This is a genomic window from Paenibacillus sp. J2TS4 (assembly GCF_018403245.1).
Taxonomy (GTDB): domain Bacteria; phylum Bacillota; class Bacilli; order Paenibacillales; family NBRC-103111; genus Paenibacillus_L.
Map to the genome: position 1 here is coordinate 1 of NZ_BOSH01000014.1, position 18,142 is coordinate 18,142.

Sequence of the window (18,142 nt, forward strand, 5' to 3'; positions counted from 1 at the left end):
CGAAGTTTGGTGACGATGGCGGAGGGGCACCACGCGTACCCATCCCGAACACGACCGTTAAGCCCTCCAGCGCCGATGGTACTTGGACCGCAGGGTCCTGGGAGAGTAGGACGTTGCCAAGCGGATACCAAAGAAGACGTCATCTCTCCGATCGGAGAGTATGCGGAATCTTTGATCGATGAAATGTCAAGAGCTAGCTCGACCCATGCAGTGGATTCCGATGCCGAACCTCGAAATGATTCGAGAAGTGGCTCAACCGGTGCGGAAGGACGTGGCCAAGCGAATAAGCCTTGCCGGCTAGGATGCCGGTGGGGCTTTTTTCTTTATGTAATTTTTCGGCTCCAGCTTGCCATCAGTGCTTGACGCTCAATCGCCTTCTAAGTAAATGGAGGAGGATTGAAGTGCAAAAATGCCTCTTAAATCCCAAATTTTCCCGAAAATGGAGATTAAAACGCAAAAGTACCCTCTAAATGGGTGGAACCATCGTTTTTTTTAAAATCGTGGAATATAGAGCGCATTATTACACCTTAATCTCAGAAATGGCTAAATTGGCAGATTGGGGTGTACAATTGCACTTTATTTGGTTGAGCCAATTTTTCACTTGCTTATTTCCTTAGCATCCTAATCTTTAGATTGCAGAATTTGATTTGTTTAATCTGGTAATTCTTTTCCAAAGACCTATAACTTACCAATTAGCGAACGTGTAATAGGGTGTCCAAAGACACAGTATAGATGGCAGAGACATTTGATTATGGTGGAAAAAAGTAAAGCTTAGTTCAGCTTTTGGAAACTATTTACTATGAAAACCCTATCATTCAAACGATCCTTGACATTAAAAATAAGCATCTGATAATATTTCAATAATATACGCATAGCGTTCTATAAGAAGGGTAAGGGGGACAAGGGTGTGTGGGAAACCAAATTTGCTAAAGAGGGATTGACATTCGATGACGTGCTGCTCGTTCCGCGGCGCTCAGAAGTGTTCGGACCTAAACAGGTCGATGTGTCGACGCATTTGGGAGGACAGGTTAAACTGAATATTCCTTTGCTAAGCTCAGCGATGGATACCGTCACGGAAGCGGTATTAGCTATCGCTATAGCCCGAGAGGGGGGCATCGGAGTCATTCATAAGAACATGAGCATTGCTCAGCAAGCGGAAGAAGTCGATCGTGTTAAACGGTCCGAGAGCGGGGTCATCACCAATCCGTTCTCGTTAACACCGGAGCATCGTGTTTATAACGCTGAGGAATTGATGAGCAAGTATCGGATCTCCGGAGTACCGATTGTCGATGACCATAACAAGCTGGTCGGTATTTTAACGAATCGGGATCTTCGCTTTGTCCACGATTACTCCATTCTGATTAAAGACGTTATGACTAAAGATAACTTGGTTACCGCGCCTGTCGGGACTACTCTGCAGCAAGCGGAGCATATTCTGCAAAAGCATAAAATAGAGAAGCTGCCTTTAGTCGATGAGACGAACGAGCTTAAAGGGCTTATTACGATTAAAGACATTGAGAAGGCCATACAGTTCCCTAACGCTGCTAAAGACAGCCAAGGCCGTCTATTGGTTGGGGCAGCTATTGGAGCCTCCAAGGACGCCCTGGAGCGCGCTACGGCCCTTGTAAACGCTGGAGTCGATATGATTGTTGTTGACTCGGCTCATGGCCACCATATTAATATAAGCAACACCGTTCGTGAATTGAGAAAACATTTTCATGATCTGATTATTGTCGCGGGTAACGTTGCTACCGGGGACGGTACGAGAGATCTGATCGAGGCGGGCGCTTCTGTCATAAAAGTAGGGATTGGCCCCGGATCGATCTGTACGACCCGGGTTATTGCCGGAATCGGTGTCCCGCAAATTACAGCCATCTATGATTGTGCTACAGCGGCCAAGCCGTACAACGTTCCGATTATTGCAGACGGCGGCATTAAATACTCCGGAGATGTGACCAAAGCATTGGCAGCCGGGGCGGACGCCGTGATGATCGGCAGCTTGTTTGCGGGGACAGAGGAAAGTCCCGGTGAATCGGAAATATATCAAGGAAGACGGTTTAAGGTCTACCGCGGCATGGGTTCGATCGGGGCGATGAAGGAAGGAAGTAAAGATCGTTATTTCCAAGAGGACGAATCCAAGCTGGTTCCGGAAGGGATTGAAGGACGAGTTCCTTATAAAGGACCTTTGAAGGATTCCATTCACCAGATGATTGGCGGCTTGATTCAAGGAATGGGTTATTGTGGAACCCAGAACTTGGAGCAGCTTAAGAACGATACTCAATTTGTTCGTATCAGCGGAGCAGGGCTTCGGGAGAGCCATCCTCACGATGTCCAGATTACTAAAGAGGCTCCCAACTATTCCTTATAAAAAACTATCGGGACTTCGAGGATGAGCGAGCGCTTTAAGAGGAAGCTTTTATCGCCCAAATAGAATTTGAGTGGGATTCACGAAGCAAAAACATTAAAATTCTATATGTGGTATAGTGGAGACACGTGTCCATTCAGGCTAACATGAGAATCTGATGTGCTTGTTGGAATCGGGTCACTATAAATATTAAAGCGATTGGAACAGGGTGGGGAAACTGCCCTGTTTTTCCTTTTGTTTGCGCAAAGCTCTATGTTAAAATAAGAGGACTATAACCATGGGAGTGTGAAAGGTGAAGTACGGCTTATTGTTAAAAAAGAGATTATGTATGTTACTCGCCGCACTGGTCTGCATAGCGACGATTCTTTCGGGTGTTCCGGAACAAGCTTATGCCGATGAAAATTTTTTAAATTTAGAAGTGAAGTCAGCGATTTTAATGGATGCAGCAACTGGACAAGTTATTTTTGAATTTAATGCGGACGAGCATCTCCCTCCCGCGAGCATGGCCAAGATGATGACAGAATACATAGTGATGGAGAAAATTTCCAATGGTGAGCTTAGCTGGGATGAAATAGTAACAACTACCGAGTATGCCTCTAAAGTAATCGGATCGGGACAACTCCTTGCTTATCAGGAGAAATTACCGGTTAAAGATATGTTTGCTTCCATGTCTATTTATTCCGGCAATGATGCTTCCGTGGCACTGGCTGAACATATTGCTGGAAATGAAGAAGCTTTTGCTAACATGATGAATGAGAAAGCCAGAGAATTAGGACTCTCGGAGAAGGCGCATTTCATTAATTCTACTGGATTGGGCCGCGATGATATAGGAACGTTCGCCCCTAAGAATATCCCCGGAGAAACAATGATGAGTGCCAGAGATGCCGCGTTGCTGGCCTATAATATTATTAAGGATCACAAAGAAATACTCGAATATTCCAAAACAACCCGCAGAAAGCTAAGAGAGCGGGATACAACCGAAATGACCAACTGGAATTGGATGCTGGAAGGATGGAGCAAAGATTCCGTCAGCTTGAGCAAATACGCTTATGAAGGATTGGACGGGTTAAAAACAGGACATACGAATGAAGCGGGCTATTGCTTTACAGGTACAGCGGAAAGAGATGGCATGAGATTGATCAGTGTCGTTATGGGAGCGGAATCCGAGCCCAAGCGTTTTGAGGAAACCCGCAAGCTGCTCGATTATGGATTTAATAATTTCGAGAAAAAAACAGTCTATGAGTCAGGCAGCGCAGTGGAGGAACTCCAAGATGTGAAAATGAAAAAGGGAGTCAAAACGAAGGTTCCTGTCGTTACTGGATCCGACCTGACTATTCTGGTGAAAAAAGGAACCAAAGATGAAGAAATCGTTAAAGAAGCGACTCCGTTATCGGAAAAAGATTTGGTCGCTCCGATCAAACAAGGCGACAAAATGGGAACTCTAAAAGTACAATACGACAATCAGGAATTTTCCGTTGATCTCGTTGCCGCTCAAGATAATGATAAAGGCAGCTGGCTGCGCCTGTTTTTTAGAGCTATCAAAGACTTTTTCGTCAATTTGGGAATAAGCATTAAAAACTTGTTCTAACCAACTTTGGCTGATACAGTTGTATATTTAAAACCCATCCTGTAAAATGTTTGTTTAGTGGAATTAAAGGATAAAAAATATCCCTTACGGGAGGAATTACTTTTGTTTGATGCAAAATTGCTTAGACATGATTTTGAACGGGCTCAACAAGCGATGATTAACAGAGGGAACCCTCTGGATGAAATCAATCAATTTACCGGATTGGACAAGACCCGGCGTGAGCTTCTGCAAGAAGTGGAGCAGCTAAAAAATAGAAGAAACACCGTCTCTCAGGAAGTAGCTGCCAAGAAACGGGCTAAAGAGGATGCGGAATCCCTTATCATAGAGATGAGGGAAGTGTCGGACCGGATCAAGCAGATGGACGAGCAGCTTAGGGGAATCGAAGAAGAATTAAATGCGATTCTGCTAGCTCTTCCCAACGTACCGGATGATACGGTGCCTGTCGGTTCCTCGGAAGAGGATAATGTAGAAGTTCGCCTTTGGGGAGAGCCGCAGACGGTATCTTTTGAAGTTAAACCTCACTGGGAAATCGCGCAGGATTTGGGCATTCTCGATTTTGAGGCGGCTTCTAAAGTGACAGGTTCGCGATTTGTCTTTTACAAAGGGCTGGGGGCCCGGCTGGAGCGCGCTCTGGCTAACTTTATGATGGATTTACACAGCAGTGAGCATGGCTATGAGGAGATGCTTCCTCCGTTAATTGTAAACAAGGAAAGCTTGACGGGAACCGGCCAGCTTCCTAAGTTTGCCGAAGACGTGTACGAGATCTCGGGAACGGAGTATTATTTGATTCCGACGGCGGAAGTGCCAGTCACGAATTACCATCGGGACGAAATTTTATCTCTCGAGGATCTGCCCAAATATTTTGCTGCCTATAGTGCATGCTTCCGTTCGGAAGCCGGAGCGGCGGGAAGAGATACAAGGGGATTAATTCGTCAGCATCAGTTTAACAAGGTGGAATTAGTTAAGCTGGTTTCTCCGGAATCGTCTTACGAGGAGTTGGAGAAATTAACGCAGAACGCAGAAAAGGTGCTGCAGCTGTTGAAGCTGCCCTACAGGGTGATGACCTTGTGTACGGGTGATCTCGGATTCTCCGCTGCCAAAACATATGATTTGGAAGTATGGCTGCCTAACAGCCAGGCGTATCGCGAAATCTCATCGTGCAGCAATTTTGAAGATTTCCAGGCTCGACGGTCTAATATCCGTTTTCGCAGAGATGCCAAGGCCAAGCCGGAGTTTGTTCATACCTTGAACGGCTCGGGACTGGCTTTAGGGAGAACGGTAGCGGCTATTCTGGAGAATTATCAGCAGGAAGATGGAAGTGTAGTGATACCGGAGGTTCTCCGGCCCTACATGAATAATATTGACGTGATTAGAAAAAAGTAACGTTGAAAAAAGTCTGCTACTTGTGATACAATGGGTTTTGTCCCGTTGTGGGATGGGGATTCCATAAGGAATCGTCCGCTCGGAGAGGTGGTCGAGTGGTTTAAGGCTCTGGTCTTGAAAACCAGCGAAGGGGTGACTCTTCCGTGGGTTCGAATCCCACCCTCTCCGCCATCATATTAACCATTAACAATGAATATAGAAGCTGCAAGCCGTTCTTTCGGTTTGCAGCTTTATTTTTTCTCATGATAAGTTACGCCATTTGCATAAAAGATGGTTTGCCACGGCATTTTATAGATGGAGGTGTTCATCATGAGCAAAGTGGAAGTTCCAGCGGTGAATCAGGAGGATTTAGTTAAAGCTTGGCAGGACACTCTGCCTACGCTTTTAAATGAAGGAGATCGCTCTACCGTTGTAGGAGATGCGATTAATGGACAAGCTCTTCGAATTGAGATTGCAACGGCGGGTCGTACCGGTTATGTTTTTGATTTCCAATGTACTTATGTCGATTCCAGGGAAGTCAAGGTTGATCTCATCGATGTAGAGATCGATAATCGGACGATAGATGAACGGAACGAAACGATTCAGCAGCTGGTCGATGACTACGTTAGGCACATTCACGAATGTGCACAGGCTTTGCATGAGATGACTAACAGGTAAGGAGGTCATTGTGATGACGAAAGCTAAAAAAACAGACAAAAACCTGCAAAATACGGTTAAAAAGCTGGAAACCGATGCGGTCAATAGCCACCAACGGCAGCAGATTCAGCAGCAGACGAATGATCGCCGACACCAAGATGCTTTAAATCATGATGAAGAATAAAGGAGAATAGAAATGGCTAAGGAAAAAGCAATTCCCGTCCCTTCACCGAACGAGAACCAAGGCAGGCAGAAGGATGATAAAACTTTTAACGAGCCTTTATCCGGGTCAAAGAAAGTAAAGAACCGGAATCATTCCCGGCATAATCATGGAGAAGGCAGTTAAACGGTACGGCGGTCATCTGTGATTAGATAAAAGCTCCCGTATCAATAATAAAGTATGAATAATTATGTCTATCGTGCACACACTATTCTTGACGGTGGCGAGAGAGGTGTGGTTCCGTTGAACTTGTCAGCGAAACAACCGAGTGAACGATTGTTTTAAAGCCCGTTATAGAGACTGGAGGGGATGTGCCAAAGACACGTTAGCCGTGTCTCCAACACATCGCAACATTGTCGGAGACATGTTATCCAGAGGTCACTAGACGAGAAAGCTTAGAATAATCCCAAACGTTAACGTCACCGTCCCAATCAGAGATCTCCCGGAGATCTCTGATTTTGTGTTTTTTAAAGAGACTGTTCAAAAAAAATCCCGTTATGAACTTTCACTTAAAGGAGAATTTCTCTGGTTTGGAGAATTAAGTAGTCATGATATTATCCTGCACTAAGTCAGCGAAATGAGGCTCAAGGATGAAGCGGTATAACAAGCATCGGTTTTTATGGAGAATGATGGGATGGATGGTGTTCGGTTGTCTTTTTCTAACGTGCTCGGTTCAGGCTGCAGCGGATCATTCCGTCGTATATTCGGAAAAGAACATTAGCTATGGAGGAAAGGTATTTACAATCCAGTACATAGAAGTCGATATTAAGGACCCTGCTCTTAAAATCAAACCGGTTATTGCCCAAGGCGGGATTGGGCAGGTAGAGGATTTTCAAGCTATGATCGAACGCAACGGAGCAGTAGCTGCCGTTAATGGTACTTTTTTTAATGCCTATGAGAAAGACCCGGGAATTCGGTATCCTAATGGACTGCTGATCGCGGACGGACAAGTCATCCATTCCGGGAAAAACCAGTCGTTAGCAATCGACTTGAATAAAGAAGCCGTAATCGAGCAGTGGGACATGACTCTAAGAGCTCATGTTGTTCAGGGCGGAATCCAGGAAGATAACCAAGATTATACTTTTACTGTGTGGGGAGTCAATAAATATTTCGGAATCGAAGCCATCGATCAAGTCATCGTGTATACCTCTGATTTTGGCCATAAAAGTATAGCTTTCCCCAATGGCAGCAAGGTCGTAGTCAAGAATGGAATCATAACAGAAATTACGGAGAAGGAAGTACAGATTCCCGAAGACGGATTCGTTATCTTCGTCGGACGGGCAGAAGGGAATATCCGTTATTTATTGCCGAACCTTCATGTAGGGGACAAGGTTAAGCTCCAATCGACAATTCTGAATGTGGATACGCAGAAGCGATCAAATGCTGCCGAATGGTTGTCAGCTATTGGCGTCGGTCCCAAGCTGCTGACTGCTGGTCAAGTGGATGTAGATGGAGAGCGCGACGGATTCACGGATCCTAAAATAACGAAATCAGCCGCAGCCAGAAGCTTTGTTGGAATAAACCAAGAGGGCAAGCTGGTTATGGGTACGACATCGGCGGCAACGATGCCCCAACTGGCTGGCGTTCTGTTGGAGCTCGGGGTAACCGATGCGATGAATATGGATGGAGGAGCGAGCGCTGCTCTGTATGCCGATGGTAAGGTGGTCCGGCCCGCGGGAAGACTGCTCAGCAACGCATGGATCGTTCAGAAGCTGGACAAGCCAGAGGTCCAAATTTTTGTTAACGGACAATATGTTCATGAATATCAGGGCTTTATTGACGGGGAAACTACTATGGCTCCCTTCCGTGGGATTTTTGAAAGAATGGACGCCGAATTTGAGTGGGATAACGAAACCCGCACATTATCTGCCCGCAAGGACGAGATAGCTCTGAAGCTTTATCCAGATCAGTTAACCGCCTATGTCAATGAGGAGCCGATCATCTTAGACAGAGCTCCTGTCATTCTGGAGGGACATATATACATCCCTCTAAGGTTTGTAGTTCAAACTTTGGGCGCGTCTGTAGAATGGGATCAGGAGCTTTATAGAGCTTCGATTACAGTTCCCTAACCTTTTCCTAATAGACCTCCCCTTTAGTTAAGCGCCGAATATAATAGGCGTCCTCCAGATTGGGTGTGGTCTCCTCAAACGATTCCGCGGGAGGTCTCGGCCCAATAATCCGGATAAAGGCTTGCTGCCCATCCATACGAAGCGACAACAGCCGGTGTGGATTTAGCGTATGAAGCTGATTAGGGTCTATCTTACCGCTCCATACGCTCCAGGGCAGGTTCATTTTCCAACGGGCTGGAGAGCCGTGGAAGCAGACAAATCCCTCGTCCATCCAGAGAATGTCATCGGCGACGAATTCCCATTCATTTAATTCATGGGTAGAGACAAGAATCGCTTTTCGTTCGGAGCTTTTCGCCAGCTCGTTGATGATTTTTTTTCTCTCATAAATATCTAAGTAATTTAAGGCTTCATCCAATAGCAAAAATAAGGGGTCTCCCAGGAAGGCTTGGGCAATACCGAGCCGCTGATGCTGTCCCTGAGACAGCTCATTAATCTTCTTGTTGCGAAGCGGTTGGAAGCCGAATCGGTCCAGCAAGGACTCGATCTCTTCCCGGGAGGAGATCCCTTTCAATTCCGCCATATATGACAACAATTTATAAGGCGTCATATCTTCATAAAGCTCCAGTCCGGTTGGCAGGAAACCGATGCAGCTGCGAATAAGCGGAAGCGCCTCGCGAGTCGTTTTGTTCAAATACCGAATTTCCCCCTCGTGGGGAGAAAGAGCGGTGGCCAATAGCTTCAGCAGAGTGGTTTTGCCCGCCCCATTCGGGCCTACCAGCAAAGTGATGCCGCGGGACAACCGCAGTTGGTCGATTCGCAGACGGAAGGAAGCATGACGATATTCGATATGGTCCAACTGAATCATGCCGTCTTGCTTCCCTGGGAAGACCAAGCTTTGAAGGAGTCCAGCCGATAGGTCAACAAGAAGCAGGCGATCCCCGCCATCAGGAACAGTCCATAGTAGCTCTTTAATTGATTGAGCGCCAGCAATTCCTTAGTAATCAGCCACTCCTGAAAGAGATGGAACAGAACGAACGCGGCCAAGGAGACAACAAAGCCGGTCATAATCCCTTTGCGATACGTCAGATAAGCCATTAAGCCACCGACGAAGAGAACGACCGATAACCAGGAAAGCATGAAGGTTAAAAAAGCAAACGATTGGACGGTCCATTGCAAATAGAGTGTTCCCAGCAGTCCGAGTACAATGTTAATAGCGACAACAATAAGCAATCGGCTAAGCATTAATAGAGCTGGGGGAAATGGGTTGATGTTCTCGATTGTCCTCATTTCCTTATTCCAGGAGCGATAAATGTAAGCCATACCGATAAGCAAGAACAGGGGGATGGCGGTTGAAAACAGATTTCTGGGCATGATGGGCTCATTGGAAACCATGCCGCTTGTCGACAAAGTAATCAATACAAACACAAATACACTGACCGCCCAAAACGATTTATGATAGGCATGGAGCTGGTTTTTGCATAATTTGTAAAAGGATGGCCTTGTTCGATGAATTGTCGGGAAGGAGTGCTCCTCCTTGATTTCATTGAATTCCTCCTGCAGGTTTGCTATTAAACAGCGGGTATCCTCCGGTTTGGGGGAACTAACCATATATCTGGACAACGGTTCGGTCAACTCTTTTTCCAATGCTTCTATTTCTTTCATTTCCGTTTCACGCATACGTATTTTTCCCCTCCTTCTTTTGGGTAGGACTGACACTTTCGTCGGATAAGCTGGAACGCAGTTTTTTTAATCCCTGATATAAGTTGGTTTTGACAGTGGATAGCGGCAGATCCATGACCTCGGATATTTCATGCAGTTTTAAATCCTGATAAAATCTAAGAATAATGATTTCCTTCTGAGTATCGCCCAATTGGTTCAGCGATAGTAATATTTCTTTTCTCGTCTCCTGCCTCTCGAAGATCTCCACAATCGAAGGTCCCTCATCCCGTCTTTCCGGAGGATCGTTAACCTGTTGAATTTCGCTCTGATAGGTGAGGCTCTTCCAATAATCGCGGCATAGATTGAGAGCGACTCGATAGAGCCATGGGCGGATTTGCTCCGGCACCCGGCCTTTTTTTAGCTGGCGAATCAGTCGCAAGAACGTCTCCTGGACGAAATCCTCGGCTTTTTCCCGCTTGTACAGGTGTCGTTCCAAGTATCCAAGCAGCGGTCCATGATAGCGATGGATAAGGGCTTCAAAAGCAGCCTGGTCGCCATCCGCCATTCTTTGGACCAATTGTTCATCGGTCATCGATTTCCCTCCTTACTCTTTAAGCTCGACTACACGTTTCCAATTGTCCAGCCAATCCTCCTCAGTAATCATCGGAATTCCTGAACCTGATGGGGCAAGGTCAATCGTTAATCCTTGGCTGTAATAATGGTTCAGCAATTTTTTGACCCGCTCGATTTGTCCATCGGCGATAGCTTGGTCGATCATTTGGTATACATCCGTTCCTGAATTTAGCGATAGTAGAGGATAAACTCCCAATGTACTTCCCTTGGCTATTTGTTCATGCGTCAACTGCATTTCCTCCCGGAGATAGAGGTAATAGAAAGCGTTGCGAATCAGGCCGACCATCGAGTAGGGCTTGTCTTCCTCGGACTCCATAGCAAAGCTCGTGTACAAATCACCGAATAAAAAAGCATGGACGGTCTTTCCAATTTGATAATTGTCCAAGTTGTGAGTTAAGGTTTCGGCTAACATAAGGCTGTTACCGGTTAATCTGGCGCTGCCTCCGTTATACCCTTGATTGATCAAAGAAAGGTACAGCACCTGCTCCAGATGGCGAGGCGGGTCTTCCAGCCAGGAACGGTAATAGTTCAAATGTTTGGACAGATAATATAAAAAGCGTTCCGCCTCTAATTTATTGCTAGGCGTGGTGACGATTTTTAATGCTTCCCCGGGAAGGGTCACCTCTATGAAGCCTCCGGAAAGAGCGGTTATCCCGTCTGCTTGTTCTGCCTCGAACAGCTGCATTCCCAAGCCACTATGGACCGAGGGAAGGGTGGCGTGAAGCTTTTGCTCAAAACCTAGAAACTCCACATGGAAGGAGGCTTTGCCAGGAAGGCCTGCATCTGTATTCAAATATAGTTTGCCATCCATCCCTTTATAATATCGGTATGGATTGCCCGGCAGCGGATACCACGCGGAATAAGCCGGAAGAAAAGCTTGCTGGCCATATAGAAAAACAGGGATGGATGGGCGGTTGGACAGCAGCAGCCATTCGTATAAAGGGCCGTTATAAGAGAGCTCCAATGTTTGAGCGGTCAGGCTGTAGTCCGGTTCTGCGGCTTCCAGGATCAGCTGGTCTCCGCTGCGCTTCCATTCGACAGGTTGTGAGTTCCAACGTGCCTCGGTTACCTCCATCTTCCGGTTCAACATTAAAGGAAGGGAACTTCCTGAGCTATTCTTAACAAAATTAGGGATCGTTAAAACAGCTTCGACGCTTATCTCGTTGTTAGGCCGTCGGGTTACCGATAGGCGGTAATCATTAATATGAAACTGCCATGGCTCCTCTCCTAGAAACTGCTCCTCGTACGTTAGTGCATCTTTTTTAATCACAGCGTATTCATCATATCGGTTCACCCATAACTGTCCATAAGGAATAAAACAGAGAATCGAGACTATCATGGCAGCTGTGCTCATTCCAAGCCAAACCTTCTTGCGTCCGGTTGGCCGAAGCATAGTAAGATACGTAACGACAAGGATTAACAGCAGCAGGGTGAAGGCTAGAACAAAACCTTTGGCCAGCCATAATTCGTTGTTTATTAATGTATGTCCCCATACTTCGCTTTCCAGAATGGAATCAGTAAGAAATTGACTCAAGTGGAAAGCGGTAAGAGGATAGAGGGCGTAACGATTAATGATGAACAGATCCAAAAAGAAGGTCCCGAACAACCAAACGCAGAACCCGATCAAATAGCTGATCCGATTGGATATAAAAGCTCCCAAGAACATGGATAGGGCCAGCGTAATCGCATAAGACCATTCATACTGGAGAGCGAACAGCCACATATACTCCCAAATGACGATGGGAGGAAGCTCCCGGCTGAATCCGAAATAGACAAATACAATGGCCATGGCCAAAGTAAATAAACTTAAGTAGACGAAGCCAACCGTGAATTTGGCAGTAATGCGCGTCCAGGCCGAAATCGGCATGCTGTTCATCCAGGAATAACCGGGACGGTGATAATCGATGCGAATCAATAGAATGCCAAGCATTATGGCTACCCCGAGGGACAAGACAAACTGTACCTTTTGAAATTGGTAAGCAAAAGTATACAGATTTTCCGACGCCGGAGGTGCGATAGCCGATAGATTGTAAGCAAACCATAATCCGTAGAGCAAGGGAAGTAAAAATAAAAGCGACAGAGGCAGGCTGGTTAGCTGCTTCGCCTCCAGCTTGATTTGGCGCAGCCATCGATTCAAGAAGCCTCACCGCCGATCACTGACAAATACCCATCCTCCAAGGAGGGAGGGATAGGCGCTGCCTGACGGAAAGGGGGTTCTTCATCGGTAATCCATTTGCACTCCATTCCTCCTGCTGTACGGCGGGAATGAACGAGTTGAATATTCTTCATTCTAAGCAGCTGCAAATATTCCTCCTCCGCGAGCTCTGCCTGCCAGACCTTATCTTGTGCACAGGCCTGAAGCTGCTGTTGGGTGCCTGAGAAAGCAAGCTCTCCTTGCTTCATAACGGCTAGTCGCTCGCAGCTGCTCTCAATATCGGCTACAAAATGAGTGGAAAGAAGAACGGTTCGATTAATGCTGAACTCAGCTAATAAATTGCGAAACCGGATCCGTTCTTCTGGATCAAGACCTACCGTCGGCTCATCGACAATTAATACTTCGGGGGAAGCAAGCAGCGCCTGCGCAATTCCTAAACGCTGCTTCATTCCTCCGGAGTATGTTTTAACCTTATGCTTCGCTTTATTTTGTAAATTAACGGTTTTCAATATTTCGACAATTTGTGATTTTCTCTGTTCTTTATCGCGAATACCTTTCATAACGGCTGCGTAATCCAGAAATTCATAGCCGGTTAGCTGAGGGTAGATCTCGAAAAATTGCGGCAAATAACCGATTATTTGCCGGACTTCCTCTGCATTGGATAAGGAGCGGCCGTTCATGGTGATAGTTCCGGTTGTAGGATGCAGCAGCGTGGCGAGAATGCGCATGAACGTTGTTTTACCGGCTCCATTAGGACCGAGCAGACCAAACATCCCTGTTGGAATAGTCAAGTCCAGTTTGCGGATAGCCCATTCGTCCTTCTTAAATTGTTTAGATAGATTATGGATTTCAATCAAAGCTCTCATCCTTTAACCCGAACACTAGTGTAGAATTATCTGCAATTCTATTCCTTCAACGATTACTTGAATTAAAAAGTTTGAAATGGGCGAACCGCTATTCAAATGTCAATTCCCTCGAGCTGCCCATGGAAATTCAAGCAACCTGTCGATAATAAATGCTAAACGGCAAAAGGACCAACCCCCCATTCGATTGGCCCCGTTACTATACATGCCTCATTAGGAATAGATTTCGTCAAGGAACGATTTCAATCGATCCGCCAGTTCGTCCGGAGCCTCGTACATGCCCATATGACCGGCTCCTTCGAGAACAAATTTGGAAATTCCTTCTCCTTCTGCAGCAAAGGTTTTATCAGGAGTCACAACCTGATCCTCCGAGCCTGCTATGAGCAAGACGGGCACCTGAGTCTTCTTCAAAACCATCGTTCGATCTGTCCGTTCTTTCATTCCTTGCAGGGATCGGACCGCCCCGTCCGGCTTCATGGTTTGGCAGATTTCCTTCACCCTTTCAACTTCTTGTCTCTTGGTGGTTAAATTCGATTGGGCAAACAGCTTAGGAATCAAATCGTCTGCGAAAGCGGCCATTCCATGATGCCGGATCGCTGTTATACTCTGATCTCTCTTCTGTTTTCCCTGCTCATCATCGGGCAGCGTGGTGGAATGAATCAAGGCGCATCCAGCGAGGATGTCCGGGTGCTTGCCGGCGAAGGCAGCGGCTACATACCCCCCCATGGAATGTCCGAACAGAACCGCTCGACCAATCGACAGCTCCTCCAGCAGTTCTGCGATGTCTTCGGCCATCGTTTCCATAAGGTAGGGGCCTTCGGGGATAGAGGATTGTCCATGTCCCCGAAGATCGGGAATGATCAGCCGGTAGCTGTTTGCCAATGCCGGAACGACAAGCTTCCAGTATTGGGAGCTGCCGCAAAAACCGTGCAGCAGGGCGACGGCAGGTCCGTGCCCTACATCCTCGTAGGCCAGCTCGACTTCCTGCCCTTGTGTGCGCAACTTAGCTTTACGCATGTGGATCCCAGCCTTTCCGATTAAAATGGTTATTGCGGAATTTTGAACAAAACGATCCATCTTTATTTCGTATAGTATAGCATGTTAGCAGGTGTTACATGCAGGTTTAGCGGAGTGGAATAAAATTACTCCTAGTGTCTAGTTTTGGCAATATAGCAACTTTTCCCAAGCTTATCCGTATCATTATATAGGAATTATTACAGCAACTAATGGGTTATGAAACGATTAGCTAACATTTACAGATCAAATAAATTTATTAAATAAATGCGAGTGGACATGTGATGCACTGCAGAGAGAGAAGGAGAAAGAGGACGAGTGGGGAAAAAATTTAGCAAACCTAGACGTCAACCTATGTTGAAAGAGACTTCAGAACCGAACGAAATGATTTATTGGTTAGGTATAGGGTTCATTCTACTGTTTTTATTTATTGCCCCTTTTCGGACCGGGTTGTTTAATGGCTACCCTCTTCAATACGAAGGCGATATTTATTCGGCTGTCGCCTGGACCGCCTTGTTTTACTGCTTGATTTCGCTCTATTGGATTTTCCGCTGGAAGGTAACTACGGTAAGAGATGTGCTGACTCTGTTAGCTTGGGGAATTCCTCTGTCCTATTTACTATCGGGTATTACTGCCGTATCTCCTTACAGTAATGGAAAGCTTCTTTTGCTGAATGCCATGTATGCGATGATGTTTGGCTTGGGAGCTTATTTCGCACGGAATAAATCCGGCAACCGGGTTATTCAGTTTGGAATTATGGCTTCCGGTTATATAATTGTCATTTATTGCTTCATGAATATGTTCGGTAACGCTTATTTCCCTCATGCAGTAATGGAGGATCAGGGATTAAGGCTTACCGCTGTCTTCCAGTATGCCAATGCTTATGCCGCCCTATTGATTGCCTTGCTTGTAGGCTGCCTGCATTTTATGATATCGTCGCGCAAAGGGTATGTTATTGCTCTCAATGCCCTAATGCTGGTTCCGCTCATCATTTCCTTTTTGCTGACTTTGTCCAGGGGTGGCATAGTCGTACTTCCTATTATTTTACTAGCTTTGCTGCCTTTTTTATCGGTAGTTCGGCAAATATGCTTTTTCTTATATTTAGCAATCGGATTTGCTGCTTCCTTCCTTATTACGGACCGGGTCAGAGGCATTTCTCTGGAAATGCTCCAGCGTCTTAGAACATCCCTGGAGCAAAAGGGGTTCGCAGATACGGTTAGTCTCCTTGATCCGCTTTCGATGAAAGGCTGGTTGACTCTGCTGCCGTTAACGATCGGGGTAAGCGCCATCATTGTTCTCTTTCAATTATATATTACACCTATTCTGGAACGAAAGCTGGCGCGGTTTAACGATTGGAAATGGTCTAATTGGATTCTTCCCGTCGGCATCCTGTCTCTGGGAGCGTTGGGCATCCTGCTCATTACCCAAGGTTCTTTTTTGGGCAATCTGCTCCCTCAGGCACTTCAGCAGCGTGTAGAAAGCATAAATTTTCAACAGCATAGTGTTCTTGAACGGTTGATGATGTTCAGCGATTCGCTCAAAATATTTGCGGACAGACTGCTGTTAGGCGGCGGGGGAGGGGCTTGGGAGGCGCTGTTTACTACTTATCAGGGCGCTCCATATCTTCCTCGGCAGGTCCATAGTTTTTTTCTGGAATATCTCGATGAGACCGGGTTGGTAGGCATTGTGTTTCTGGGCGGGCTGCTCCTGCTGCTGTTTATTTATTATGTTAAAAACGTATTTATCGATAAGACGACGAATCCGGATCAATCCATCCTGTATTATATGGTCGCTGTTTCGATTTTGATCCACAGCATCCTCGATTTTGAAATGAGCTATGGTTATATTGCGGCGCTCGTCTTCCTCTGTTTGGGGGGGATGGCTTCGGCTGTTACTTCAGGCCTGCGGTTGGACGGGAATAAGGTGTGGGGCTGGCTCGCAGATCGAACCTGGGGGAAGGCCGTGCCGGCTGTGCTGTCGATAGCTTCCCTCGTTGTTCTAATCGTGGCGATCTTTCATTTTCAAGCCAATCAATTGTTCTATACCTATGTGGACCAAGCGGGGGAGAGGCCATATCAGGAAGCACTAATTTCACTGGATAAGGCGTTGAAGATTAGACCTAATCACCCTGAGTTTGTGCTGGCCAAAGTAGAGGGGCTAAATGCATTGTATGGACAAACCAACGACCCCGCCTATCTGGAACAGGCGGACACGCTGCTGCAGCAATTAAAGAAAAAAGAGCCTTATAACCGCAGTCTGTTCGAGGAACAGTACTCCCATAACCTTCGTCAAAATCAACTGCCGGAGGCTCTTGACATAGCCTATAGCCGCTTAGAAAGCAATATTTGGGGGCTCAGCATGTTTGAGAATTCCCCGAACTGGTATGATCGAGCCGTCCAGTTGAATTTTGAGCTGGGCAACCGTGCCGGGCAAAATAATGATGTTCAGCTGCAAGAGAAATACTGGAACGATGCTGTTAAATTATATGAAACCGTGCTTGTCAAAATGAAGCAATTGGAGCAGCTGCCGGAAGGACAAATGCACGAGCCGTTCGGAGTGACCCCGGGACTGGCACTATATATCGGGCAGATCCATTACCTGCACAAGGACTACGAAGCTGCATCCGCTGTATTGCAGCCGTTGGCCGAAGGCGGGCGGTGGGAAGCGCCGCTCAACCGTGAATTGACCCGCTTGTATTTGGCAGCAAGGAACAAGCAAGGAGAGGGGCATGCGGAATTATACGACAAATTCGTTGGACAATTCCCGGAAGAACAAGAGCAAATCGAGGCTCTTGTCCAACAGGCCCCTTGATTCCAACGGGAATAAGAGCGGCTTGGAAACCTGACGCTACAGGGGCTCTGGGAGGGTCAGGTTTGATCTTCTTTCGTACTTTGATGACGATATTATCGATCAAATTCGAGCAGTTGCTGCAGGAAAATAGCCCAATCGAGTCATACTGAGTTTGTAGCCCATCGTGAACAATAGATAGATAGTACATGTTCGTCCTTGACTTCATCACATAGCCAAACAAAACAACCCGCCTCGTCCCCACTGAGGCATAGATGAGCATAGATGGGCTAAATGGTCGCATAATATGACAACGAAATGGATTTCATACAGCTAAATTGCCCCTTAAGGGGAAAAAGTGAAAAATAAGTGGAAAACCTCCATCTATTTTGTGCAAAAAGAAGGATATTAGGCAAAAATACGCCATTTTAAATGTAGTTTTTCCATCTAGTCTAGTCGATTTGGCCCACTTACTTCAATTTACCTACACAAACTACAGTTAGACGCTACCTTAAATTGTAACTATTGTTATAGTTGAATCAATGAAATTAATCATATACGTAGGATATGGTAACATGTAGTAAACCCAAATGTAATAGACTTATAACTTAAATAAGCGTTACGTATGAATAATGGGAATGAATCTTGGTGATGAACCTGTGAAGAAAACATTGTTGGCGTTGTTGGAAATGCTGCGCATTATTGCATTTGTAGTTATTGGCGCTGTTATTGTGGAACATCGAAACATTTGACATGGTATAGATGGTTTG

The 18,142-nt window shown here is 46.1% G+C and carries 14 protein-coding genes, 1 tRNA gene and 1 rRNA gene; 10 read left to right on the plus strand and 6 right to left on the minus strand.

Going from position 1 to position 18,142, the window contains the following annotated elements; all coding sequences use genetic code 11:
- Positions 1-5 precede the first annotated feature (5 nt).
- The 9 genes from rrf (at position 6) to KJS69_RS23220 (ending at position 8,261) form a co-directional block, all read left to right on the plus strand.
- Positions 6-122, plus strand: a 5S ribosomal RNA gene (gene rrf, locus KJS69_RS23180).
- Positions 123-907: 785 nt separating this feature from the next.
- On the plus strand, positions 908-2,368 hold the full coding sequence (gene guaB / locus KJS69_RS23185) for an IMP dehydrogenase (RefSeq protein WP_213586182.1): 1,461 nt from the start codon (positions 908-910) through the stop codon (positions 2,366-2,368).
- A gap of 289 nt (positions 2,369-2,657) precedes the next feature.
- Entirely contained in the window at positions 2,658-3,953 is a 1,296-nt protein-coding gene (locus KJS69_RS23190) for a D-alanyl-D-alanine carboxypeptidase family protein (protein WP_249730680.1), read from the plus strand.
- Between the two features lie 102 nt (positions 3,954-4,055).
- Complete coding sequence (gene serS, locus KJS69_RS23195) at positions 4,056-5,336, plus strand: serine--tRNA ligase (RefSeq protein WP_213586183.1); 1,281 nt, start codon at positions 4,056-4,058, stop codon at positions 5,334-5,336.
- Between the two features lie 81 nt (positions 5,337-5,417).
- Positions 5,418-5,507, plus strand: a tRNA-Ser gene (locus KJS69_RS23200).
- Between the two features lie 138 nt (positions 5,508-5,645).
- The gene (locus tag KJS69_RS23205; RefSeq protein WP_213586184.1) at positions 5,646-5,993 is read left to right on the plus strand and encodes a hypothetical protein; all 348 of its coding nucleotides are present in this window, start codon (positions 5,646-5,648) and stop codon (positions 5,991-5,993) included.
- 13 nt (positions 5,994-6,006) lie between these two features.
- Positions 6,007-6,156, plus strand: a complete 150-nt coding sequence (locus KJS69_RS23210) for a hypothetical protein (protein WP_213586185.1) — start codon at positions 6,007-6,009, stop codon at positions 6,154-6,156.
- 12 nt (positions 6,157-6,168) lie between these two features.
- The gene (locus KJS69_RS23215) at positions 6,169-6,318 is read left to right on the plus strand and encodes a small acid-soluble spore protein P (RefSeq protein ID WP_213586186.1); all 150 of its coding nucleotides are present in this window, start codon (positions 6,169-6,171) and stop codon (positions 6,316-6,318) included.
- Positions 6,319-6,782: 464 nt separating this feature from the next.
- Positions 6,783-8,261 carry a stalk domain-containing protein gene (locus tag KJS69_RS23220; RefSeq protein ID WP_213586187.1) on the plus strand — a complete coding sequence of 493 codons (1,479 nt, stop codon included), beginning with the start codon at positions 6,783-6,785 and terminating at the stop codon, positions 8,259-8,261.
- Positions 8,262-8,268: 7 nt separating this feature from the next.
- On the opposite strand, the gene KJS69_RS23225 is transcribed toward KJS69_RS23220, so the two are convergent.
- The 6 genes from KJS69_RS23225 to KJS69_RS23250 form a co-directional block, all read right to left on the minus strand.
- Positions 8,269-9,126 (minus strand): ATP-binding cassette domain-containing protein, encoded by an 858-nt coding sequence (locus tag KJS69_RS23225; protein ID WP_213586188.1) that lies wholly within the window; start codon positions 9,124-9,126, stop codon positions 8,269-8,271.
- Complete coding sequence (locus KJS69_RS23230; RefSeq protein WP_213586189.1) at positions 9,123-9,938, minus strand: hypothetical protein; 816 nt, start codon at positions 9,936-9,938, stop codon at positions 9,123-9,125. Before KJS69_RS23230 ends, KJS69_RS23225 begins: the two co-directional genes overlap by 4 nt.
- Positions 9,931-10,512, minus strand: a complete 582-nt coding sequence (locus KJS69_RS23235; RefSeq protein WP_213586190.1) for an RNA polymerase sigma factor — start codon at positions 10,510-10,512, stop codon at positions 9,931-9,933. Before KJS69_RS23235 ends, KJS69_RS23230 begins: the two co-directional genes overlap by 8 nt.
- A 12-nt stretch (positions 10,513-10,524) precedes the next feature.
- Positions 10,525-12,690: an ABC transporter permease gene (locus KJS69_RS23240; protein ID WP_213586191.1), complete on the minus strand. Its 2,166-nt coding sequence runs from the start codon at positions 12,688-12,690 to the stop codon at positions 10,525-10,527.
- Complete coding sequence (locus KJS69_RS23245) at positions 12,687-13,565, minus strand: ABC transporter ATP-binding protein (RefSeq protein ID WP_213586192.1); 879 nt, start codon at positions 13,563-13,565, stop codon at positions 12,687-12,689. Before KJS69_RS23245 ends, KJS69_RS23240 begins: the two co-directional genes overlap by 4 nt.
- A 219-nt stretch (positions 13,566-13,784) precedes the next feature.
- Positions 13,785-14,588 carry an alpha/beta fold hydrolase gene (locus tag KJS69_RS23250; RefSeq protein WP_213586193.1) on the minus strand — a complete coding sequence of 268 codons (804 nt, stop codon included), beginning with the start codon at positions 14,586-14,588 and terminating at the stop codon, positions 13,785-13,787.
- A gap of 315 nt (positions 14,589-14,903) precedes the next feature.
- Here KJS69_RS23250 and KJS69_RS23255 point away from each other — a divergent pair, with 315 nt between their 5' ends.
- Entirely contained in the window at positions 14,904-17,396 is a 2,493-nt protein-coding gene (locus KJS69_RS23255) for a tetratricopeptide repeat protein (protein WP_213586194.1), read from the plus strand.
- Positions 17,397-18,142: the final 746 nt, after the last annotated feature.